Annotated in this window: 18 protein-coding genes; 10 read left to right on the forward strand and 8 right to left on the reverse strand. The window is 59.4% G+C overall.

Annotated elements, in window-relative coordinates:
• Positions 1 to 136: 136 nt before the first annotated feature.
• From accD to G560_RS0105185, 10 genes are all read left to right on the forward strand, one after another.
• Positions 137 to 1,066, forward strand: coding sequence for an acetyl-CoA carboxylase, carboxyltransferase subunit beta (gene accD, locus G560_RS0105135; RefSeq protein ID WP_022703238.1), 930 nt, complete (start codon positions 137 to 139; stop codon positions 1,064 to 1,066).
• Positions 1,063 to 2,331 carry a bifunctional folylpolyglutamate synthase/dihydrofolate synthase gene (locus G560_RS0105140; protein ID WP_022703239.1) on the forward strand — a complete coding sequence of 423 codons (1,269 nt, stop codon included), beginning with the start codon at positions 1,063 to 1,065 and terminating at the stop codon, positions 2,329 to 2,331. The genes accD and G560_RS0105140 overlap by 4 nt, the downstream gene beginning before the upstream one ends.
• A 236-nt stretch (positions 2,332 to 2,567) precedes the next feature.
• The gene (locus G560_RS0105150) at positions 2,568 to 5,423 is read left to right on the forward strand and encodes a monovalent cation/H+ antiporter subunit A (protein WP_022703241.1); all 2,856 of its coding nucleotides are present in this window, start codon (positions 2,568 to 2,570) and stop codon (positions 5,421 to 5,423) included.
• 1 nt (position 5,424) lies between these two features.
• Positions 5,425 to 5,784: a Na+/H+ antiporter subunit C gene (locus G560_RS0105155; RefSeq protein ID WP_022703242.1), complete on the forward strand. Its 360-nt coding sequence runs from the start codon at positions 5,425 to 5,427 to the stop codon at positions 5,782 to 5,784.
• Entirely contained in the window at positions 5,781 to 7,295 is a 1,515-nt protein-coding gene (locus G560_RS0105160) for a monovalent cation/H+ antiporter subunit D (protein WP_022703243.1), read from the forward strand. The genes G560_RS0105155 and G560_RS0105160 overlap by 4 nt, the downstream gene beginning before the upstream one ends.
• A gap of 4 nt (positions 7,296 to 7,299) precedes the next feature.
• Complete coding sequence (locus G560_RS0105165) at positions 7,300 to 7,791, forward strand: Na+/H+ antiporter subunit E (RefSeq protein ID WP_022703244.1); 492 nt, start codon at positions 7,300 to 7,302, stop codon at positions 7,789 to 7,791.
• Complete coding sequence (locus tag G560_RS0105170; protein ID WP_022703245.1) at positions 7,788 to 8,057, forward strand: K+/H+ antiporter subunit F; 270 nt, start codon at positions 7,788 to 7,790, stop codon at positions 8,055 to 8,057. The genes G560_RS0105165 and G560_RS0105170 overlap by 4 nt, the downstream gene beginning before the upstream one ends.
• A 9-nt stretch (positions 8,058 to 8,066) precedes the next feature.
• Positions 8,067 to 8,483 (forward strand): Na+/H+ antiporter subunit G, encoded by a 417-nt coding sequence (locus G560_RS18620; RefSeq protein ID WP_022703246.1) that lies wholly within the window; start codon positions 8,067 to 8,069, stop codon positions 8,481 to 8,483.
• Positions 8,484 to 8,607: 124 nt separating this feature from the next.
• On the forward strand, positions 8,608 to 9,594 hold the full coding sequence (gene deoC / locus G560_RS0105180) for a deoxyribose-phosphate aldolase (protein WP_028913750.1): 987 nt from the start codon (positions 8,608 to 8,610) through the stop codon (positions 9,592 to 9,594).
• Positions 9,595 to 9,598: 4 nt separating this feature from the next.
• Positions 9,599 to 11,923: an aldehyde dehydrogenase family protein gene (locus G560_RS0105185; RefSeq protein ID WP_022703248.1), complete on the forward strand. Its 2,325-nt coding sequence runs from the start codon at positions 9,599 to 9,601 to the stop codon at positions 11,921 to 11,923.
• Between the two features lie 69 nt (positions 11,924 to 11,992).
• On the opposite strand, the gene ccoS is transcribed toward G560_RS0105185, so the two are convergent.
• The 8 genes from ccoS to ccoO all read right to left on the reverse strand — a co-directional run bounded on the left by ccoS (position 11,993) and on the right by ccoO (position 18,790).
• Complete coding sequence (gene ccoS / locus G560_RS0105190) at positions 11,993 to 12,151, reverse strand: cbb3-type cytochrome oxidase assembly protein CcoS (RefSeq protein WP_022703249.1); 159 nt, start codon at positions 12,149 to 12,151, stop codon at positions 11,993 to 11,995.
• A 5-nt stretch (positions 12,152 to 12,156) separates the two neighbouring features.
• Positions 12,157 to 14,349: a heavy metal translocating P-type ATPase gene (locus tag G560_RS0105195; RefSeq protein WP_022703250.1), complete on the reverse strand. Its 2,193-nt coding sequence runs from the start codon at positions 14,347 to 14,349 to the stop codon at positions 12,157 to 12,159.
• 3 nt (positions 14,350 to 14,352) lie between these two features.
• On the reverse strand, positions 14,353 to 14,913 hold the full coding sequence (locus G560_RS0105200) for a FixH family protein (protein WP_022703251.1): 561 nt from the start codon (positions 14,911 to 14,913) through the stop codon (positions 14,353 to 14,355).
• A gap of 37 nt (positions 14,914 to 14,950) precedes the next feature.
• The gene (gene ccoG / locus G560_RS0105205) at positions 14,951 to 16,381 is read right to left on the reverse strand and encodes a cytochrome c oxidase accessory protein CcoG (RefSeq protein WP_022703252.1); all 1,431 of its coding nucleotides are present in this window, start codon (positions 16,379 to 16,381) and stop codon (positions 14,951 to 14,953) included.
• Between the two features lie 144 nt (positions 16,382 to 16,525).
• On the reverse strand, positions 16,526 to 16,894 hold the full coding sequence (locus tag G560_RS18625; RefSeq protein ID WP_022703253.1) for a uracil-DNA glycosylase family protein: 369 nt from the start codon (positions 16,892 to 16,894) through the stop codon (positions 16,526 to 16,528).
• A gap of 56 nt (positions 16,895 to 16,950) precedes the next feature.
• Positions 16,951 to 17,859, reverse strand: coding sequence for a cytochrome-c oxidase, cbb3-type subunit III (gene ccoP, locus G560_RS18630; protein ID WP_022703254.1), 909 nt, complete (start codon positions 17,857 to 17,859; stop codon positions 16,951 to 16,953).
• Complete coding sequence (locus G560_RS0105220; RefSeq protein WP_022703255.1) at positions 17,856 to 18,053, reverse strand: CcoQ/FixQ family Cbb3-type cytochrome c oxidase assembly chaperone; 198 nt, start codon at positions 18,051 to 18,053, stop codon at positions 17,856 to 17,858. Before G560_RS0105220 ends, ccoP begins: the two co-directional genes overlap by 4 nt.
• A gap of 11 nt (positions 18,054 to 18,064) precedes the next feature.
• Positions 18,065 to 18,790 carry a cytochrome-c oxidase, cbb3-type subunit II gene (gene ccoO, locus G560_RS0105225; RefSeq protein WP_022703256.1) on the reverse strand — a complete coding sequence of 242 codons (726 nt, stop codon included), beginning with the start codon at positions 18,788 to 18,790 and terminating at the stop codon, positions 18,065 to 18,067.
• Between the last annotated feature and the right edge of the window lie 8 nt (positions 18,791 to 18,798).

The raw sequence follows: 18,798 nt of genomic DNA on the forward strand, positions 1-18,798 counted from the left end.
CACCTCATGGCTTTTGTCTCAATCTGCAACCCAAGCCCGCCACTTTCAACCCGTCACAATGCGCCATCCTATTTGCATTTCCAGCCCCATAGGCTTATCTGGTCGTTAAGTTAAGCGACCAAAGGGCCAAGCACCGATGAACTGGATCACCAACTACGTCCGCCCCACCATCAACTCCCTCTTTTCGCGGCGCGAAGTGCCCGAGAATTTGTGGACGAAATGCGGAGAATGCGGAACGATGCTGTTCCACCGCGAGCTGAAGGATAACCTGAATGTTTGCACCACCTGCGATCACCACATGGCGATCACGCCCCGTGACAGGTTTGCAGCCCTGTTTGATGGCGGTATTTTCACCGAGGTAAAGGTGCCGGAACCTGTGGCCGATCCGCTGCATTTCCGCGACCAAAAGAAATATCCTGAACGCATGAAGGCCGCGCAGAAAACGACTGGCGAAAAAGATGCCATGCTGGTGGCGCAGGGCGAAATCGCCCGCACCCCGATCATCGCCGTGGGTCAGGACTTTTCCTTTATGGGCGGGTCGATGGGCATGTATGTGGGCAACGCGCTTTTGGCCGCGGCCGAACGTGCCGTTGAATTGAAACGCCCTTTGGTGCTGTTTTCCGCAGCTGGTGGCGCGCGGATGCAAGAAGGCATTCTTAGCCTGATGCAAATGCCACGTACCACAGTTGCCGTGGAAATGCTGCGCGAGGCGGGGCTGCCCTATGTCGTTGTGCTGACCCATCCGACCACGGGCGGGGTTACGGCGTCTTATGCGATGTTGGGCGATGTGCAAATTGCCGAACCCAATGCGCTTATCTGCTTTGCCGGACCGCGCGTGATTGAACAAACCATCCGTGAAAAACTGCCCGAAGGGTTCCAGCGCGCCGAATATTTGCTGGACCACGGCATGCTTGACCGCGTGACCCACCGCAAAAACATGCGGGATGAACTGACGACTGTTCTGCGCATGTTGATGAAACAGCCACCAGCCGTGCGGGGCGACTTGCCACCCCCAGATCCGGTTGCCAAACCAGCAACGCCCACAGAAAAGGCCGCGCCCAAGTGAGCCTGCCCAGTTCTGACGCGCTGCTGGAACGGATGATGACCCTTCATCCAAAGATCATCGACCTAACGCTCGACCGTGTGACCCGCCTTTTGGATGCCCTTGGCAATCCAGAACGGCGCTTGCCCCCGGTGATCCACATCGCCGGAACCAATGGCAAAGGCAGCACCCAAGCGATGATACGCGCGGGGCTGGAAGGGGCGGGATTGACCGCACATGCCTATACCAGCCCGCATTTGGCACGGTTCCACGAACGCATCCGTCTGGCGGGTGACTTGATTGGCGAAGACGCGCTGTCGGCGCTGCTGGATGAATGCATCACCGCCAACGGTCCCGATGCCATCACATTTTTTGAGGCGACAACCTGCGCCGCCATGCTGGCGTTTTCCCGCGTGCCTGCCGATTTTACGTTGCTAGAGGTGGGGCTTGGCGGGAGGCTGGATGCAACCAATGTGGTGGAACACCCCGCGCTGACCATCATCACCCCCGTATCCTTGGACCATCAGCAATATCTGGGCGACACGCTGGCCCTGATTGCAGGCGAAAAGGCTGGGATCATCAAGCGCGGCGTGCCTTGCATCGTTGGCCCGCAAGCGGCTGATGGCCTTGAGGTGATCGAAGCCCGCGCCGCCCGTTTGGGGGCGCCGCTGCACGTTTTTGGCCAGCAGTGGCACTGTTTTGCCGACCGTGGGCGCATGGTGTTCCAAGATGAAAACGGGTTGTTGGACCTGCCCTTGCCCAACCTGCCGGGTCCGCACCAAGTTCAAAACGCGGGGGCCGCCGTTATGGCCCTGCGCCTGCTGGGCAAAGGCGATGCTGAGGCCGCCGTGACCCGCGCCTTTTGGCCCGCCCGCATGCAGCGCCTGCGCAAAGGTCCGTTGGTCGACGTCGCCCCCAAGGTCGAACTTTGGCTGGACGGTGGCCACAATCCCGCAGGGGGCGAGGCGGTTGCCGCCACCTTGGCCGCAATGCCCAAACGCCCGACTCATCTGATTTGTGGCATGCTCAACACCAAAGATATCGGCGGCTATCTGCGCCCCTTGGCGGCCCATGCGACAACCCTTTCGGCAGTGTCTATTCCAGGTGAGGCGGCGACGTTGCCAGCGGCAGCGACCTGTGAGGCGGCCCTAAAGGCTGGAATTGTGGCGACCGAGGCTGCAACCGTGCTGGACGCCCTGCGCGCCATTGCCCAAACCGACCCGCAAGCGCGTGTGTTGATTTGTGGATCATTGTATCTGGCGGGGCAGGTGCTGCGCGAAAACGGCTAACTGTGGCGGGGGCATTCTGCCCCCCTTCGCCTTGTGGCGAATTCCCCCCTGAGGATATTTTTGCCGAAAAGAAATTGGGGTGTTGCGTCAACCTGTCCGCATGGTTTTTGGTTGTTTTTCGTCGGTTTGCCTTGACACAGCGCGGCCCGTCACACAGTTAACTAACGGAGGCGGCCCGCGCTATTTGGCCGCTTTTTTGATATATGACGACCCGAGCAAAGAACGGAACACAACGAATGTCCCTTGCCCTGATCGCCGCCCTGCCATTTCTTGGCGCGCTGCTCCCCGGCCTGTTGATACGCGCGGGGCGCAATGCCTGCGCAACAGTTACCGGATTGGTCACTGCCTTGGCCCTGTTGGGCATCTTGCTGCACGCCCCCGCCGTCATGCGGGGCGAGGTGATCACCACCCGCATCGAATGGCTTCCAGCGCTTGGGCTGAACGTCAATTTCTTTCTGGATGGGCTAGGGTTGCTGTTTACGGGCCTGATCCTTGGCATTGGTCTGTTGATCATCCTTTACGCACGTTTCTATCTGTCATCAAAAGACCCGATGGGCCAGTTTTACGCCTATTTGCTGCTGTTCCAAGGTGCGATGGTCGGGATCGTTCTGTCCGACAACATCCTGCTTTTGCTGATCTTTTGGGAGCTGACCAGCCTCAGCTCTTTCCTGCTGATCGGCTATTGGAAACACCTGCCCGAAGGCCGCCAAGGCGCACGCATGGCGCTGACTGTCACGGGCGCGGGTGGTTTGGCGATGATTGCAGGCATGCTGATTTTGGGCAATATCGTGGGGTCCTATGACCTGACCGTGATCTTGCAAAACAAGGATTTGATCCAAGGGTCCGAATGGTACCTGCCCGCCCTGATCCTGATCCTGATCGGGGCATTCACCAAGTCGGCGCAGTTTCCATTCCATTTCTGGTTGCCGCACGCCATGGCCGCCCCTACGCCTGTGTCGGCCTATCTGCATTCGGCCACCATGGTAAAGGCGGGTTTGTTCCTGATGGCGCGGATGTGGCCGGTTTTGGCGGGCACCCCCGAATGGTTCTATATCGTCGCCACCACGGGCCTGATCACCATGGTCATGGCCGCCAAAATAGCGCTGTTCAAGGATGACCTAAAGGCCCTGCTGGCCTTTTCCACCGTGTCGCACCTTGGCCTGATCACCATGCTTTTGGGGTTCGGCACGACCGAGGCTGCGATGGTCGCCGTGTTCCACATCATCAACCACGCCACGTTCAAAGCGGCGCTGTTCATGAGCGCGGGGATCGTCGACCACGAAACCCACACCCGAGACATCAAACGGCTGGGCGGTTTGCGGCATCTGATGCCGATCACCTTTACCATCGTTTGCATCTCGGCCCTGTCGATGGCGGGCATCCCGCCGCTGAACGGCTTCCTGTCCAAAGAACTGATGCTAGAGGAGTCTACCCACGCCATTTGGGCCGGCAACCATTGGGTCATGCCTGTGCTGGCCACGATTGGCGCGATGTTTTCTGTCGCCTACTCTTTCCGCCTGATCGCGCACACTTTCCTTGGGCCCGTGCGCGATGATTACCCTGCCAAACCGCACGACCCCGGCTTTGGCATGTGGGCCGCGCCTGCGTTTTTGGCCGCTTTGGTCATTGCAATCGGCATCATGCCCATGACCACCGTCGGCGAATTGGTCCGCGCCACCGCCAGCGCCGTTACGGGCACGGAGGTTGAGGTGTATATCAGCCATTGGCACGGCTTCGTGCCTGCGCTGTGGATGTCGATCATCGCAGTTGGCGCAGGCTTTATCCTGCTGGGCCTACACCGCCCGTTGGACAGGATCTGGCTGGCCACTCCTCGCCCCGAGGCAAAGGCGATTTTTGATGCCATTCTGGAACCCTTTGCCCGCGCGTCCCGTGCCATCATCGACCGTTTGCATGACGGGTCACTCGCCCGCTATCTTGCTGTGGCCACGCTGACCATTCTGGCCGCAGGCATCTACGCCTATCAAACCGGCACCCACAGCCCCGGCACCCGCGCGCTGACGCCGATTGAACCTGTGCCCGCCGTCGGTTGGCTGCTGCTCATGGGGGCCACCGCGTCGCTGTTCACCTTCCACCGCAACCGCCTTCTGGCGCTGGTGCTGGTGGGGGTGATCGGCCTTATGGTTTCGGTTGGTTTCGTCTATCTGTCCGCTCCCGACCTTGCCCTGACCCAAATCAGCGTTGAGGTGGCAACCGTTATGCTGCTGCTGCTGGCCCTGAACTTCCTGCCCAAAGACAGCCCCGTCGAAAGCACCGTGGCCCGGCGCAGCCGTGACGGGATTATCGCAGGCGCGGCTGGCCTTGGCATCGGCGCGCTGATATTCGCGCTGATGACCCGCGACTCTGCCTTTCAAACGATCGCCGACTTCCACCTTGCCAATTCCAAACCGGGCGGCGGCGGCACCAATGTGGTCAACGTAATCCTCGTCGACTTCCGTGGCTATGATACTTTTGGCGAGATTATCGTGCTGGGTATCGCGGGCCTTGTCATCTATGCACTGGTCGAGGCGCTGCTGCGCGGTGGCCCCGCCAATGATCGCCTGCTGGCATGGGTACCCGATCAGAAACGCGCAGGCGACCGTCACCCACTAATGCTGGTTGTGGCCACGCGGATGATCCTGCCTATCGCGCTGATGGTTGGGGCCTATATCTTCTTGCGCGGCCATAACGAACCCGGCGGCGGGTTTATTGCGGGGCTTGTCGTCGCGATTGCCACGATCATGCAATACATGGCCTCGGGCTTTGGCTGGGCGGCGGCGCGGCAGCGGATCGATTACCATGCGCTGATCGGCTGGGGCGTTACCATTGCGGGCCTGTGCGGTGTGGGGTCGTGGTTCGCCATGCGCCCGTTCATGACCACCAATTTCGGCTATTTCAAACTACCGTTCATCGAAAAGTTCGAACTCGCCACCGCCGCGATCTTTGACCTTGGGGTATTCCTTACTGTCGTGGGCGCGGTGATGCTCGCCTTGGCCTCTATCAGCCGGATTGCAATTCGCGCGGGTGAAACGGTCAACGTGGAGCCGTTCGATATCCAACCCGATGAAGAACCCACAACCGAGGGGGTGCGCTGATATGGAACTTCTTGTCGCTTCGGCTGTTGGCCTGATGACTGCATGTGGGGTCTACCTGACCCTGCGCAAACGCACCTTTCCTGTGATTGTGGGAATTGCGATGCTGTCCTATGCCGTCAATGTGTTCATCTTTGCCTCAGGCCGTTTGGCCATTGGCCTGCCTGCGATCATTACCGAAGGCGCCAGCTACACCGACCCGCTGACCCAGGCGCTTGTGTTGACCGCCATTGTAATCAGCTTTGGCATGACCGCGCTGATCGTGATGATGGCCCTTGGTGCGTTCTTGGAAACGGGTGATGATTATATCGGCATGGAAGACGATGCCGATGCGCCCACCCCACCGCAGGAGGGCCAAAAATGAACCATTGGATCATCGCCCCCGTCATTCTGCCGGCGCTTTTAGCCCCCTTTATCGTCCTGGTGATGCGCCACGACCTGTCGTTGCAGCGCGTGTTTTCCACCACAGGTACCGCCGTTCTGGCTGCCATATCGGTCGTTTTGCTGTACACCGCATCGACAAACCCGCCCGAGGTGTATTTCCTTGGCAACTGGCCCGCCCCTTTTGGCATTGTGCTGGTGCTGGACCGTTTGTCGGCGATGATGATCGCGCTCACGGCTGTTTTGGCGCTGTTGGTGCAGCTTTACGCCATCAGCACGGGCTGGGATTCCCGCGGTAAGCATTTTCACGCATTGTTTCAGTTTCAGTTAATGGGCCTGTGTGGCGCGTTTCTAACAGGTGATGCGTTTAACCTGTTCGTGTTTTTCGAGGTGTTGCTGATCGCCAGTTATGGCCTGATGATCCACGGCGGCGGAGCAAAGCGGCTAAAGGCGGGCGTGCAATATGTGGCCTATAACCTTGTCGGCTCTACCTTGTTTTTGTTTGCGCTGGCGTCGATCTATTCGGTGACTGGCACGTTGAACATGGCCGATCTGGCAGTCAAGGTGGCCGAGCTTCCGGCGGGCGATGCGGCCCTGATGCGCGTCGGCGCTGTGCTGTTGCTGCTGGTCTTTGCGGTCAAAGGCGCGCTGGTGCCGCTGCAATTCTGGCTGCCTGCCACCTACAGCTTTGCCCCCGGTCCCGTCGCCGCCTTGTTCGCGGTGATGACCAAAGTCGGCGCCTATGCCGTGATCCGCACCTATACGCTGATCTTCCCACCAAATACCGCCTCAACCGGCCTGCTCTTTGCCGACCTATTGCTCCCCGCCGCCATTATCACGCTGGTCGTCGGCGCCATCGGCGTGATGGGGGCCACGAGCATGGCGCGCATGGTGGCCTTTGCGGCCATCGGGTCGATGGGCACCTTGTTCATTGCCGTGGCACAGTTCACCCCGCAAGCGATGACCGCAGGGCTTTACTACCTTGTGCATTCCACCCTTGCGACCGCCGCGCTGTTCTTGGTCGTTGATCTGGTGCAGGACCGGCGCAGCAATGACAGCTTGCGCGCCGCCGCCCCACCCTTTGGCCAACACGGGTTGCTGGCAGCCCTGTTCTTTGGCGCGACAATCGCCATGGCAGGCATGCCGCCGCTATCGGGGTTTCTGGGCAAACTGCTGGTGCTGGATGCCACACGCGGCGCGAATATGGCGGTGATCTGGACCGCAATCCTTGCCACCTCGCTGATCACCATCGTTGGGTTTTCCCGCGCAGGGTCACAGGTGTTCTGGAAGGCGCACGCCACCACAACCACCCAAACCCGCCCCGAAGGCAAGGCCGAACCGCTGGCCTTTGCCGTGGTGTTTGCCTTGCTTGCGGGCCTTGCCGTAATGACCGTTTTGGCGGGCCCCATCACCGATTGGCTAGCAGATACCAGCGCCGAATTGTTCGACCGCATGGCTTATATCAACGCCGTCCTGCCAACGGCACAGGAGTAAGCCGATGCTGCGCAAACTCTTTCCGCACCCCTACCTGACCCTGCTTTTGGTCATCACTTGGATGCTTCTGGTCAACCAACTCAAGCTCGGGTCGCTGGTGCTTGCCGTGATTCTTGGTACCATCATCCCGCTTATAACGGCCCCCTATTGGCCCGACCGCCCGATCCTGCGCAACCCGATGGCGATCATCGGCTATGTGCTGATCGTGCTGTATGACATCGTAAAGTCGAACTTTATCGTGGCCGGTGTCGTCTTGCTTAAACCCAACAGCCAGCTGAAACCCGCATGGGTCACCGTGCCCATCGACCTGCGCACCCCCGAGGCGATTACCGTTCTGGCTGGCACCATCACCATGACCCCCGGCACCGTTACCGCCGATATGTCGGGCGATGGCCGCTCGCTTCTGATCCACTGCCTCCACGCACCTGACCCTGACGCTGTGCGCGACGAAATCAAATCCCGCTACGAGGCCCGATTGATGAGGATTTTCGAATGATCCACTATGCCCTGATCTTTGCTTTTGGCTGTTTCGGCCTTGGCCTCTTGTTCAACCTGTACCGTATTTTCGTGGCTCCCGGCGTGGTGGACCGCGTGTTGGCGCTTGATACGATGGTCATCAACATCATCGCGCTTTTGGTGCTGTACGGTATCTCCACCCATTCCGGCGTGTATTTCGAGGCGGCCTTGCTGTTCGCCATGACGGGCTTTGTGTCGACCGTGGCCTATTGCAAATTCATCCTGCGCGGCGACATCATCGAATAGGATACGACTATGGAATTTTTGGCCGAAATCGTTATTTCCGTACTGCTGGTTGCTGCGGGCATCTTTGGGTTGGTGGGCAGCATTGGCCTGATCAAACTGCCCGACACGATGACACGTCTGCACGCACCCACCAAGGCCACAACCTTGGGCGTAGGCGGTGTGCTGATCGCATCAATGCTGTATTTCTGGATCTTTAAGGCCACACTCAGCTGGCATGAGCTGCTGATTACCATGTTCCTGCTGCTGACCGCGCCCATCACAGCAAACTTCATCGCCAAGGCGCATCTGCACCGGTTTGGCAAAGAATCCGACCTGCCAGATACCAAAACCGATCGCGGCTGGGCCACGTTTGAAGATGAGGCCAAGGAAATGCAGCCCGTCATGACCCGCGTCACACCGCCTGCACAGGCACCATCCGACCACTAAATCTGACCTATTGGTAAAATTCCGGCTGCCCTGACCGCGCGGCACTCTTGCCAGCCGTAATGCCGCGTGGCACGGTCAACCCATCCAATCAGCGGAGGTTGCTTTGCATACCGACACCCCACACATCCCCTTGCAGGGTGAGGCGACCCAAAACCTGCCCCAGCTTACCCATGCCCGCAATAACGGTATGCCGCTGGATCTGGATTGGGTGGCATCCGTACAGGCCAACACATCCGCGATTGAGCGCCGCGCCGCTACCTTGCCCGGTCGGCGTTCGGTGAAAAAGGACTATCAGGCCGCGTGGCTGTGCAAGGCGATTTCCTGCATCGACCTGACCACCTTGTCGGGCGATGATACCGCTGGCCGCGTACTGCGCCTGTGCATCAAGGCCCGCCAACCCGTGCGCCCAGACCTGCTGGCCGCGCTGGGGATGGAGGGACTGACAGTAGGCGCGGTCTGCGTCTATCACGATATGGTTGAAACCGCTGTGCGCGCGCTGGATGGGTCGGGCATTCCCGTGGCTGCCGTCTCCACCGGTTTTCCCGCTGGCTTGTCGCCCCTGCATTTACGACTTGCCGAGATTGGCGAGAGCGTTGCCGCCGGTGCCCGCGAGATCGACATCGTTATTTCCCGCCGCCATGTGCTGACCCAGAACTGGCAGGCACTCTATGATGAAATGGCCGCCATGCGCGCTGCTTGCGGTGATGCCCATGTCAAGGCGATCCTGGCTACAGGTGAACTTGGCACGCTGCGCAACGTGGCCCGCGCGTCCCTGATTTGCATGATGGCGGGGGCCGATTTCATCAAAACCTCGACCGGCAAGGAACCCGTGAACGCCACTTTGCCCGTGACCCTAACCATGATCCGCGCGATCCGTGATTATCAGGACAGGACGGGCATCAAGGTCGGGTACAAACCCGCAGGTGGCATTTCCAAGGCCAAGGACGCGCTGGTCTACCTGTCGATGATGCGCGATGAATTGGGCCTGCCTTGGGTGCAGCCCGACCTGTTTCGCTTTGGTGCGTCGTCCCTGCTGGGCGATATTGAACGCCAGTTGGAACACCACGTCACCGGCGCCTATTCCGCCGCCAACCGCCACGCAATCGGGTGATGCTATGACAGTCAAAGAGATTTTCAATTCCATGTCTTACGGTCCCGCCCCTGAAAGCGCGACCGAGGCAACGGCATGGATCACCGCCCATGCCCCCTTTGGCCACTGGATCAATGGCACCTTCACCGCAGCGGGTGACACATTCGCCACCAATAACCCCGCCACGGGCAAACCCTTGGCGCAAGTGAGCCAAGGCAGCGCTGCCGACATTGACACAGCCGTGGCCGCTGCCCGCCGCGCCCAACCCAAATGGGCCAAACTGCCCGCCCATAAACGCGCGGCCTATCTTTATGCGCTGGCCCGACTGGTGCAAAAACACAGCCGCTTGCTGGCCGTCACAGAAACCTTGGACAATGGCAAACCGATCCGCGAGTCGCGTGACATCGACATCCCTCTTGTCGCCCGTCATTTCTATTACCACGCAGGGCTTGCGCAACTGCTGTCCTCGGAACAGCCCGATATGGAACCCTTGGGCGTCTGCGGCGCGGTGATCCCGTGGAACTTCCCTTTGCTGATGCTGGCATGGAAGGTCGCACCCGCCTTGGCCGCAGGCAATACGGTGGTCCTGAAACCCGCAGAATATACCCCGCTGACCGCTCTGTTGTTCGCGCATCTCAGCCGAGAAGCAGGCCTGCCCGCGGGGGTGTTAAACGTGGTCACAGGTGACGGTGCCACAGGTGCGGCCTTGGTCGACCACCCCGATGTCAATAAAATCGCCTTTACCGGCAGCACCAGTGTTGGCCGCAAAATCCGGCAGGCCACTGCAGGTACGGGCAAGGCGCTGACCTTGGAACTGGGCGGAAAATCCCCCTATATCGTGTTTGACGATGCCGATCTGGATAGCGCGGTCGAAGGGCTGGTCGATGCGATTTGGTTCAACGGTGGTCAAGTCTGCTGTGCAGGCAGCCGCCTGTTGGTCCAAGAAGGCGTGGCCGACCGTTTCCACACCAAACTGCGCGCCCGCATGGACGGTTTGCGCATCGGCGACCCGATGGACAAATGCATCGACGTGGGCGCGATCGTGGACCCGGTGCAACTGGCCCAAATCACCGCGATGGTTGATGCAAGCGAGGGTGAGAAATACCAAATCCCGTGCCCCACAGGCTGCTTCTACCCGCCGACCCTCATCACCGGCCTCGGCTCTGCCAGCCCTTTGATGCAAGAGGAAGTCTTTGGCCCCGTGCTGGTGTCGATGACCTTCCGCACGCCTGTTGAGGCGGTGGAGATTGCCAACAACTCGCGCTACGGGCTTGCAGCGAGCATCTGGAGCGAGAACATCAACCTTGCGCTGGATATTGCGCCCAAGGTTAAGGCCGGTGTGGTTTGGATCAACGGCAGCAACATGTTCGACGCCGCCGCAGGCTTTGGCGGGGTACGCGAAAGCGGCTTTGGCCGTGAAGGCGGCTGGGAAGGGCTGCTGGCCTATCTGCGCACCAAAGGCGATGCGAAACCGCTGAAACCTACTACCGCTTTGCCCGAACCCAAAAATGCTGAGATTTCGGGCCTTGACCGCACCGCCAAACTTTATATCGGCGGCAAACAAGCCCGCCCCGATGGCGGGTATTCGCAGGCAATCTGGTCACCACGCGGCAAGCTGCTGGGCCATGTGGGGATCGGCAATCGCAAAGACATTCGCAACGCGGTTGAGGCGGCACAAGCCGCGAAAGGCTGGGGCAAAACCACCGCCCATCTGCGCGCGCAGATATTGTATTACATCGCAGAGAACCTGTCGGCCCGCACGGATGAATTTGCGGAGCGGTTAAAGGATATGACCGGAAAATCGGGCGCGGCCGAGGTAGAGACCAGTATCGCGCGACTGTTCACCTATGCCGCCTGGGCCGACAAATTTGACGGCGCGGTAAAGTCGGTGCCGATGCGTGGCGTGGCGCTGGCGATGCATGAACCTTGCGGTGTGATCGGCGCGATTTGCCCTAATGAAGCACCCTTGTTAGGGTTGATCAGCCTGATGGCCCCCGCGATTGCAATGGGCAACACTTGCGTGTTGGTGCCATCGCAGGCCTTTCCGCTTGCCGCGACCGACCTGTACCAAGTGCTTGATACATCCGACCTGCCCGCTGGGGTGGTTAACATCGTCACCGGTCCGCATGGCGATCTGGCGAAACCTTTGGCAAGCCATATGGACGTAGATGCGGTTTGGTGCTTTGGCGCGGCAGACCTTTCGGCCGTGGTCGAGCGTGAAGCGGCTGGCAATTTGAAGCGCACCTGGGTAAATAACGGCCGCGCGACCGATTGGGATCGCGCCGAGGGGCGCGCGTTTTTGCGCGCCGCCACCGAGGTAAAGACGGTCTGGGTGCCATACGGCGAGTAAGCCGACCAGCCGCTGGGGGTTGCACACCCCCAGACCCCCGTGGGATACTTTTGCCGAAAAGAAAGCGGATCAGGGTTTCGGGTGGTCGTCGTAATCGGTTTTCAAGATGCGCGCTGCGTCGCCTTGGGGGTCTTCAAACTGTTTGGTTTTTAGTGCCCAAAAAAATGCCAGTAGGCCGATACCGCCAAGGAGCAGTGAGACGGGAATCAGGATGGTCAAGATTTCCATTTTTTCTACCTTAGGCGCAATGCGTTCAAGGACACGGTAATCGAAGACACCGACATCGCCAAGGCTGCAAGCAAAGGCGTGGCCAAACCCATTAGCGCCAAGGGTACCGCTACGACGTTATATGCAGCTGATAAACCAAAGTTTTCGCGGATGCGTCGGGTCGATTGCTTGGCGATGCGCAAAGCATCGGCCACTGGGGCCATATCCTGACCCAAGAGCACAATATCCGACGCTGTGCGCGCCGCATCCAGTGCGGATGCAGGCGAGATGGAAACATAGGCCTGCGCGAGTGCAGCTGTATCATTCAGCCCGTCACCGATCATAAGCACTTTATGGCCTTGGTCTTGCAAGGCGCGCACTTGGGCCACCTTTTCGGCGGGCAGTTTACCCGCAGCGAATTCCGTTATTCCAAGCCTTGTTGCCAAATCCGCGACGGGGGCGCTTGCATCGCCTGATAGCAGCATCAAGCGTAGGCCCGCCGCCTTCATCGCAGCGACTGCGGTTTCCGCACCGGGGCGCAGCTTATCGGCAAACTTGATCGCATGGGTTTCGCCGGCAACCAAGACATAGGTCGCGGTTTCATCAGCAGGCGCGGCGCCCACCCATTCGGCGCGACCCAAGCGCACGGTTTCACCGTTCAAACGGGCCTCGATCCCATAGCCAGGTACCTCGCGCAGATCGGTTAATGGCGCGGGTTGGCCCGTTACAGCTCGGGTCAGCGCGACGGCCAATGGGTGCGATGAGCCCGCAGCAAGCCCTGCTGCGACGGCAAGCGCATCCTGCGGCAGCATGTCAAGATTGGTCGGTGTCGGCGTGCCCAGTGTGAGGGTGCCGGTTTTGTCGAACACCACATAATCCACCTCGGCCAGCCGTTCCAGCGCCGTGCCGTCCTTGATCAGCAAGCCTTTGCGAAACAGCTTGCCGCTTGCCGCCGTCACCACGGCTGGCACCGCTAGGCCCAAGGCGCAAGGGCAGGTGATAATCAGCACCGCGGCCGAGATATTGATCGCATAGCGCAGATCGCCGCCCGTCGCCCACATCCAATACCCAAAGGCCCCAAAGGAAAGCAAATGCACCAGCGGCGAATAGGCGCGCGCCGCACGTTCGGCAAGGCTGGTATATTTCGTCTTGGTGCTTTCGGCGACGGCGACCAGATCGGCCATGCGGTGCAGGCTGCTGTCGCGCCCAGCGGCAATGACACGCACCATAAGCGGCCCTGTCAAGTTGATCTCGCCTGCTGCAACCATCGTGCCAGGGCCCGCCACCGCAGGCAGACTTTCGCCGGTCAGCAAGGACCGGTCCACTTCAGACATCCCGCTGATCACCTCGCCGTCCACCGGCATCCGACCGCCGGGGCGCACGCGCACCGTATCACCCACAGCCAGCGCCGAAATAGTCACGGTTTCTTCAACCCCGTCCACCACACGGATTGCACGCGGCACTTCCAATGCGGCCAGTTCCTCGGCTGCGGAACGGGCCACGGCGCGGGTGCGATGATCCAGATAGCGACCGGCAAGCAGGAAAAACACCAGCATAACGGCGGCGTCGAAATAGGCGTGATGGCCGGAATTGAACGTCTCAAACAAGCTAATGGACGAGGCGAGGATGATGGCCAGCGAGATTGGAACATCCATGCCCAAACGCCCAACCCTCAGGCTGGCCCAGGCCGATTTGAAAAACGGCTGGCCTGCGAAAACGACTGTGGGCAAAGCAATCGCCGCCGAAATCCAATGGAACAAATCACGCGTCGCATCACCCGCGCCCGACCACACGGCAACAGACAGCAGCATCACGTTCATCATGGCAAACCCAGCCACACCCAGCCGCATCAGCAACTCACGGCCTTGCTTGTCGGTCTCGGTCGCTGACAGCAGGCCGGGGTCCAACTCATGCGCCTCATAGCCCAGCCCAGCCAGAATAGGGATCAGGCTTTCGGCTGTCACCTCGGGATCGGCATCCACACTGACGCGGCGCAAGGTCAGGTTGACCCGCGCCGATTGCACGCCCGGCACCGCTTGCAGCCCGTTTTCCACGGTCGACATGCAGGCGGCACAATGCGCGGTGGGCAAGGACAGCATCAACCGCGCGGATACGGGGCGCGACAGTTCGGCCAAACGCTCGGCCGAGGGGGCAACGGCGCAGGCGGGGCATGCCGATGGGCTTACATGGCCCGCATCATAACCGTCTGCCAGTGCCATTGCTCAGTTCCTTACCAACAGGTCAATGCGCTGGCGAAACGCCGTGCCATCAGCGGCCTTCGCCTCGACCTGCATCATCCATTTGCCGATTTGCAGATCCAAAGGTGCCACGAACACCCCCGCCTCGCTCACGAATTTTGGACGGGTATCGTCACTCGCCTCGGTTGCGCGCCCTACCATGACCTCAAGGTTGACCACCGCAGCCGGAAAGCCGGTACGATCGGTAAAGGCCAACCGCAGCTCTTTACCGACGTTGTCATATTCCGGCACAAGCACCCAACCCAAATCATTTTGCGCCGCACGATCGGCGTCAAAACTTTGGCTGGCAACATAGGAATTGCTGACCTCTAGCCCCGGAAACGTAGAAATCGCCCGATTGGCCATGATCAGATTTGCCACAATCACAACGCCAAAGAACAGCGACACAAGTCCAAAAACCTTGGAGCCCGTCAGCGCGATACGGCTGAAAACAACACCAATCAAAATGACGACCGCCACCAGCCCGAACGAGAACAAAACCTCGGGGCGGGTGATGAAAGTCACAAAGGAAATATCGCCAATCATACCAATCCCCAAACGGTTATCTGTGCATTTTTCATCGTTACTTCCCTTTGCCGTTAAAGATCGTGTCATGGTACACCCGATTGGTGGACCCGTTTTGTTCAATCCACAGGCGCAGGTCCGTCCTGTCTGCAGTGGCCGCCGCCGATCCGGGCTCGGCGACAATATACACCCGCTGGGTCTTTTGCTCGTTCGCTTTGACCGTCACGCTCAGCTCTTGGGTGCCTTCCAGCGAAATCCGCATCGGTGCGTCCGCTGTCAGCGACAAGTGGAACACCTCGTCCTGCCCCAGCTTGTTCAGCAACCGCACGTCATAGGTGTTGCGGATCGCCCCGTCCGACAGCGTGACAAAGGTCGGATTGCGGACAGGCGTCACGTTCACATCAATGTCAGACCGCATGAACAACGCAACGACCAGCCCGATGCCAACGGCAGACCACAATGTCGTATACATAATGGTCCGCGCCCGAAACACGTGCTTCCACACCGACTTCGGCTCTTTGCCGGCAATCTCGGCCACCTCATCTGTCAGGGCCATATAGCCGATCAGGTCGCGTGGCTTGCCGATCCGATCCATCACATCGTTGCAGGCATCAATGCACAGCCCGCAGGTGATGCAGGCCATCTGCTGACCGTCTCGAATATCAATCCCCATCGGGCAGACGTTGACGCAGGCCATGCAGTCGATGCAATCGCCTTGGTCGGCTACCACTTCGCCCTTTTGCAGCTTGCCCCGCGGCTCACCGCGCCAATGACGATAGTTGATGGTCAGCGTATCCTCATCAATCATCGCGGCCTGAATGCGCGGCCACGGACAGGCATAAATGCAAATCTGTTCGCGGAAAAAACCGCCGAAAAAGAAGGTCGTCGCCGTTAGCACCAGAATGGTAATATAGGCCACAGGGTGCGCCTGCCCCGACACCAAATTCACCGCCAAAGTTGGCGCATCGGTGAAATAGAACACCCAAGCCCCACCTGTCGCCACGGCAATCAACAGCCATGCCGACCATTTCACAGCCGTCTTGCGAATCTTCTCACCGTTCCATTTGCTACGGTGCAGGCGCAGCCGCGCGTTTCGGTCGCCTTCGACCCAGCGTTCCACCAGAATAAACAGGTCGGTCCACACCGTTTGCGGGCAGGCATAGCCACACCAAACCCGCCCCGCAGCGCTTGTGAACAAAAACAGCCCCAAGCCCGCCATAATCAGCAGGCCCGCGACAAAGTAAAACTCATGCGGCCAAATCTCGATCATAAAGAAAAAGAATCGGCGGTTCGCCATGTCAATCAACACCGCTTGGTCCGGCAGGCTTGGCCCCCGGTCCCAGCGAATCCAGGGCGTGATATAGTAAACCCCCAGCGTAAATGCCATTAGCCACCATTTCAGGTTGCGAAACGCCCCCGAAACACGGCGCGGAAAGATCGGTTCGCGTTTTTGGTACAGGCTCTTGGGTTCGGTGTCTGGGCTGCTCACGGTTCTACTCCGGCATCATTTCAGGCTTTGGTATCCCGCATCCGTGGGACACCTGCTTTGACCTGAATCAATATCGCATTGCAGATACGAGTTTACACCATATCACCCCTGCGGCATCTGCGCACGTCTGGCCTTTTTCAGGCGTCAGAACGGGGTTTCGGCCATCAAGCTGGCAACCTGAGCCCGCAACTTTGGCAATACATCCGCCTCGAACCAAGGGTTTTGCCGCAACCAGCGTCTATTGCGCGGGCTCGGGTGGGGCAAAACCCGCAAGTCATGGCGTTCAACACCGCGCACCAGTTTGGCCAAGGGCAGCGCCTTGGAATCGGGCAAATGGCACGCCACGGCATACCGCCCGATCACAAGCACCAACTTTATATCCGGCATCGCAGCCAGCAACCACGCCATCGCACTTGCCTGCACCAACGGGCGCGGCCCAAGTGGCAACCCTTGGCAAATCTGACAGGCCCGAATTTCGGCCAGCAACGCGTCCAAAAATAACCCCCGAAACATAAAAAAGCCCCCCAGCGTTAACCGGAGGGCCCAAAGTTTTCCAGCTTTAACAGCGCTTACTCGCCGCCGCCAAGACCGTGCACATAGGTTGCAACGGCGCGAATATCGGCTTCGGACAGGCGCGTGTTCCAGTTTGGCATTGCCCCCGCCCGCGAATACACGACCGTGTGGGTCAAAGCCGCCACATCACCACCATAAAGCCAGATCGCATCCGACAGATTCGGCGCGCCCAGATCGCGGTTGCCTTCGCCTGCTTCGCCGTGACAGGCAGCGCAGTTTTCCTCGAACACCACAGCGCCGGCGGTTGCCATCGCTGCATCATGCTCTTGACCAGAAATCGCCAGCACATGCTGCACAACCTCGTCGATCTGCGGCTTTTCCAGCAACTCGTCTACGCCAAAGCGCGGCATGTCAGAAATGCGGGCATCTTCATCCGTGGTGTTGCGAATACCGTGGGTGATCGTCGTGTGGATCGCCTCAATATCGCCGCCCCAGATCCAGTCATCATCCAACAGGTTCGGATAGCCCGAGGCCTGAACCCCCGCCGCGCCCGACCCGTGGCACTGTGCGCACCATGTCCGGAACACAGCGGCACCGGCGTTGTTGGCAAAATCCGCCAGCTCTGGATCGCTGGCAATCTCCGTCAACTCGGCCGCTTCCAGCTTGGCGCGGATTGGCCCGTTCCGGTCCGAAAACTCCTGAATCTCGGCCGCAACATCGGCGCGGGTCGAGGCACCCAACAGACCGGGTGTTGCGCGGCTGATCATCGGCCATGCCGGATAGGCGATGGAATAGATCAGCGCCCAGGCGATGCAGACGTAAAACGTCCACAGCCACCAACGCGGCATCGGGTTGTCGAATTCCTCAATCCCGTCCCAGCTGTGACCCGTAGTGTTCGGATCACCCTCTTGGTGGGTTTTGGATCTGGGGCCGGGGCCCGCTTGGTTTTTGGGGTGCTTACTCATGTCCGCGCCTCCTCGGAATTATCCGCCGCTGCGGCGGGCTTGTCATCATTGCGAAAGATGGATGCTGCAATCTCATCGTGAACCTTGCGGCTGCCGGGGCGAAACGCCCAGACAATCACCGCCGTGAACACCAACGTCAGGAACAACAACATCCAGCTATCAGCGAATTCGCGCAACAGGCTATAGGTATCCATATCTGGCCCCCTTACCGGCTTGCATCAGGCTGGAAGGTCGAAAAATCAACCATCGTGCCCAACACTTGCAAATACGCAATCAGCGCATCCATTTCTGTCAAAGCAGGCGTGCCATCATAGTTGCGGACCGTTGCCTTGCCATAACGCTCTACCAACCCGTCATAATCGCCATCAGGATTGGCCTGCACTTTGAAATCGGCCACAGCATTTTCCATCATCTCGTCGGTGTAAGGCACACCTACGATACGATGCACTTTCATGCTGTCTTCAATATACTTGCCGTCAATCACCTTGTTCGTCAGGAAGCCATATTTCGGCATCACCGATTCCGGCACAACCGATTGCGGGTTGGTCAGGTGGTCCACATGCCACGCGTCCGAATACCGCTCACCCACGCGGGCAAGGTCTGGCCCGGTGCGCTTGGACCCCCATTGGAACGGGTGGTCATACATCGACTCCGCCGCCAGTGAATAGTGGCCATAACGCTCCACCTCGTCACGCATCGGGCGGATCATCTGGCTGTGGCAGACATAGCAGCCCTCACGAACGTAAATGTCACGTCCGGCCAGCTCCAGTGGGGTGTAGGGGCGAACCCCTTCCACCTTTTCAATCGTGTTCTCCAGATAGAACAGCGGCACGATCTGCACCAAACCACCAATTGTCACCACCAAGAAAGACAGCACCAAAAGCAGCGAGGCGTTGGTCTCAATGACCTTATGTTTGTCAAGAATTCCCATTTTCGCCT

It is taken from the genome of Pseudorhodobacter ferrugineus DSM 5888 (genome assembly GCF_000420745.1).
GTDB lineage: Bacteria > Pseudomonadota > Alphaproteobacteria > Rhodobacterales > Rhodobacteraceae > Pseudorhodobacter > Pseudorhodobacter ferrugineus.